Annotated in this window: 1 protein-coding gene; it reads left to right on the top strand. The window is 75.1% G+C overall.

Going from position 1 to position 4115, the window contains the following annotated elements; all coding sequences use genetic code 11:
* On the top strand, nt 1-4115 hold a 4115-nt coding region (locus tag ACFWJ4_RS41015; protein WP_380554412.1), incomplete at both ends, for a beta-ketoacyl synthase N-terminal-like domain-containing protein.

Here is a 4115-nt window from a genome sequence, read left to right as displayed (position 1 = left end):
TCTCCTCGGCACGCAGCGGCTCGGGACTGCCGACCGCGCAGGCCCTGGCCCTGTTCGACCGGGCGATCACCCTGCCCGTACCGCACCTGCTGCCGACGGTCCTGGACCTGGCCGCCGCGCAGGCCGTCTCCACCCATGGGGTGCCCCCGCTGCTGCGCGGCCTGATCCGGCCGTCCGCCCGGCGGGCCGCCGACCGGGGCGCGGGCGCGGAGTCCGGACTGCTGGCGCGGCTGCGGCCGCTGCCGGCCGAGGATCGGCGCGCGCAGCTGCTGGAGCTGGTCCGCAGCAGCGCGGCCACCGTGCTCGGCCACGGCGCCACGGACGCGGTCGGCCCCCGGCACGCGTTCCGGGAGCTCGGCTTCGACTCGCTGACCGCCGTGGAGCTGCGCAACGGGCTGAACGCCGTCACCGGGCTGCGGCTGCCGGTGACCCTGGTCTTCGACTACCCGACCCCGGCCGTGCTGGCCGAGCACCTCGACGAGCTGCTCTTCGAGCGGGCCGCCTCCGTGGCGCCGTTCGTCGAGACGGCCGTGGACACCGGCGAGCCCATCGCGATCATCGGCATGAGCTGCCGCTTCCCCGGCGGCGCGGACAACCCCGAGCGGCTCTGGCGACTGCTGGCCGAGGGCTTCGACGGCGTGACCGCTTTCCCGGCCGACCGCGGCTGGGAGATCGAGGTCGCCGACGCCACCTACACGCCGCGCGGCGGCTTCCTGCACGACGCCGCCGACTTCGACGCCGGGCTGTTCGGGATCTCGCCGCGCGAGGCGCTGGCGATGGACCCGCAGCAGCGGCTGCTGCTGGAGGCCTCCTGGGAGGCCTTCGAGGCCGCCGGCCTCGACCCGCTGTCCATGCATCGGTCCTCCACCGGCGTCCTGGTCGGCGCCTCGGCGTTCGGCTACGGCGCCGGGATGGACCTGCCGGAGTCGGAGGGGCACCTGATGACGGGCGCCGCCACCAGCATCCTCTCCGGCCGCGTCTCGTACGTGTTCGGCCTGGAGGGCCCGGCCGTCACCGTGGACACCGCCTGCTCCTCCTCCCTGGTGGCGATGCACTGGGCGATCCAGGCGCTGCAGCGCGGCGAGTGCGCGATGGCACTGACCGGCGGTGTGACCGTGATGTCCACCCCGGGGGTGTTCGCCGAGTTCGACCGGCAGGACGGCCTGGCCTCGGACGGACGCTGCAAGGCGTTCTCCGCCGGGGCCGACGGCACCGTCTGGTCCGAGGGCGTCGGCGTGCTGGTGCTCCAGCGTCTGTCCGACGCCCGTCGGGACGGGCACCGGGTGCTCGCGGTGATCCGCGGCAGCGCGGTCAACCAGGACGGCGCCTCCAACGGGCTCACCGCGCCGAACGGCCCCTCCCAGGAGCGGGTGATCCGGCAGGCGCTGGCCTCCGCGCGGCTCGCCCCGTCCGAGGTGGACGTGGTGGAGGCGCACGGCACCGGCACTCCGCTCGGAGACCCGATCGAGGCCCAGGCGCTGCTGGCGACCTACGGCCAGGACCGGCCGGCCGACCGGCCGTTGTGGCTGGGCTCGATCAAGTCCAACATCGGCCACACCCAGTCGGCGGCCGGTGTCGCGGGCGTCATCAAGATGGTGCAGGCGATGCGCCACGGCGTCCTCCCGGCCACGCTGCACGTGGACGAGCCGACCTCGCACGTCGACTGGTCGGCGGGCGCGGTGGAGCTGCTGACGCAGGCCCGGCCGTGGCCGGAGGCGGACCGTCCGCGCCGCGCGGGCGTGTCCTCCTTCGGTATCAGCGGCACCAACGCCCACGTCATCCTGGAGCAGGGCGATCCGCTGCCCGCACCGGAACCGGTGGAGAACAGCGGTCCGGTGCTCTGGCCGGTGTCCGCGAAGACCCCGGAGGGGCTGCGCGGACAGGCGGCGAGGCTGGCCGAGTTCGCGGCGACCGGGCCCGACCCGGCGGCCGCGGGGCACGCGCTGGCCGTCACCCGGGCGGCGCTGGAGCACCGCGCGGTGGCCGTCGGTGACACGGCTGCCGCGATCGGGGCAGGCCTGACCGCGCTGGCCGAGGGCCGGCCCGGCGAGGGGGTGGTCTCGGGCACGGCGGTCGAGGGCCGGACGGCGTTCCTGTTCACGGGGCAGGGTGCGCAGCGGGTCGGCATGGGCCGCGGGCTGTACGAGGCGTTCCCGGTGTTCGCCGGGGCCTTTGACGCGGTCTGTGCGGAGCTGGACGCGAGGCTCGGGCGGTCGGTGCGGGAGGTCGTCCTCGACGGCGTCGAGGATCTGGACCGGACGGTGTGGGCGCAGGCCGGGCTGTTCGCGGTCGAGGTGGCCTCGTTCCGGCTGCTCGAATCCTGGGGCGTGGCACCCGACTTCCTGCTCGGGCACTCGATCGGCGAGATCGCCGCCGCCCATGCGGCGGGCGTGTTCTCGCTCGCCGACGCGTGCGCCCTGGTGGCGGCACGTGGCCGGCTGATGGACGCGCTGCCCGAGGGCGGGGCGATGCTCGCCGTGCAGGCCACCGAGGCCGAGGTGCGGGCGGAGGTCGGTGACCGGCTGGACGTCGCGGCCGTCAACGGCCCGACCTCCCTCGTGGTCTCCGGCCCCGTCGAGGTGGTCGAGGAGTTCGCGGCCCGCTGGAAGGCCGAGGGCCGCAAGACCCGTCGGCTGACGGTCTCGCACGCGTTCCACTCGGCGCTGATGGAGCCGATGCTGGAAGAATTCGATTCCGTGCTCGGCGGGTTGACCTTCGCCGAGCCGCGCGTTCCGATCGTGTCGAACCTGACCGGCGGGATCGCCGAGCCCGGGCTGCTCACCACCCCCGACTACTGGGTCCGCCAGGTCCGCGAGGCCGTCCGCTTCGCCGACGGCGTCGACACCCTGCACCGCCAGGGCGTCACCCGCTACGTCGAGCTGGGCCCGGACGCGGTGCTGAGCGGCTTGGCCGGACAGGCGGTTGCCGAGGCCGTGTTCGCGCCGCTGCTGCGCCGTGAGCGGGAGGAGTCGGGCACCGCGCTGACCGCCCTGGCCCGGCTCTGGACGGCCGGTGCGGACGTGGACTGGTCGGCCGTGCTGCCGGCCGGTCGACGGCTCGAACTGCCGACGTACGCCTTCCAGCGCGAGCGCTACTGGCCGCGCCCGGCCGTCCGGTCCGGAGACGCCGGTTCGGTCGGCCAGCTGTCGGCCGGCCACCCGATGCTCGGCGCTGCGGTTCAACTGGCCGGAGACAACGGCCTTTTGCTGACCGGACGGCTGTCGCTCGCCACCCACCCGTGGCTCGCGGACCACGCCGTCCAGGGCCAGGCGCTGGTGCCGGGGACTGCCTTCGTGGACATGGCGCTGCGCGCGGGCGAGCAGATCGACCGCCCGGTCCTGGAGGAGCTGGTGCTCCAGGCGCCGCTGCCGCTGCCCGAGCAGGGCGGCGTGCACCTCCAGGTGCGGGTGGCGGCCTCGGGCGAGGAGGGCGACTGCCGGGTGGAGATCCACGCCCGGCCGGACGCCGGCGGGACCGCGCCGTGGATCTGCCACGCGGTGGGAACCCTGACCGCGCAGGAGCGGGCGCCGGAGTTCGATCTGGCCGCCTGGCCGCCGGCCGGTGCCACGGCACTGCCGCTGGAGGGTTTCTACGAGGCTCTGGCCGAGGTCGGGTACGGCTACGGTCCGGTGTTCCGGGGTCTGGGTGCGGCTTGGCGGGTGGGTGGGACCGTCTATGCGGAGGTCGCGCTGCCCGAGGAGGCGGCGGGTGAGGCGGGCGGTTTCGGTCTGCACCCGGCGCTGCTGGACGCGTCGCTGCACGTCAGCGGCCTGGTCGAGGCCGAGGGCGGGGCGACGCGACTGCCCTTCGCCTGGACCGGTGTCCAGCTGCACGCCGTCGGAGCGTCCGCGCTGCGCGTCGCCGTGAGTCCGGCGGCCGACGGTGTGGCGATCCTGGCCGCCGACGAACTCGGTGCTCCCGTGGCGTCCGTGGGCTCCCTGGTACTGCGGGAGGTTTCGGCGGAGGCGCTTCGGCCGGTCGGTGAGGGTGGGCCGGAGGCGTTGTTCGCGGTGGACTGGGTGCCGGTTCCGTTGCCGGTGCCGGTTCCGGCGGGTCCGGAGGGTGCGGGTTCGTCGGAGTGGGTGGCGATCGGTGAGGTCGCCGGTGTGCGGGGT

The organism is Kitasatospora sp. NPDC127067 (assembly GCF_042724755.1).
GTDB lineage: Bacteria > Actinomycetota > Actinomycetes > Streptomycetales > Streptomycetaceae > Kitasatospora > Kitasatospora lactacystinica.
The sequence above is the reverse complement of the archived record's forward strand: the minus strand, read 5'-3'. Positions and strand labels throughout refer to the sequence as shown.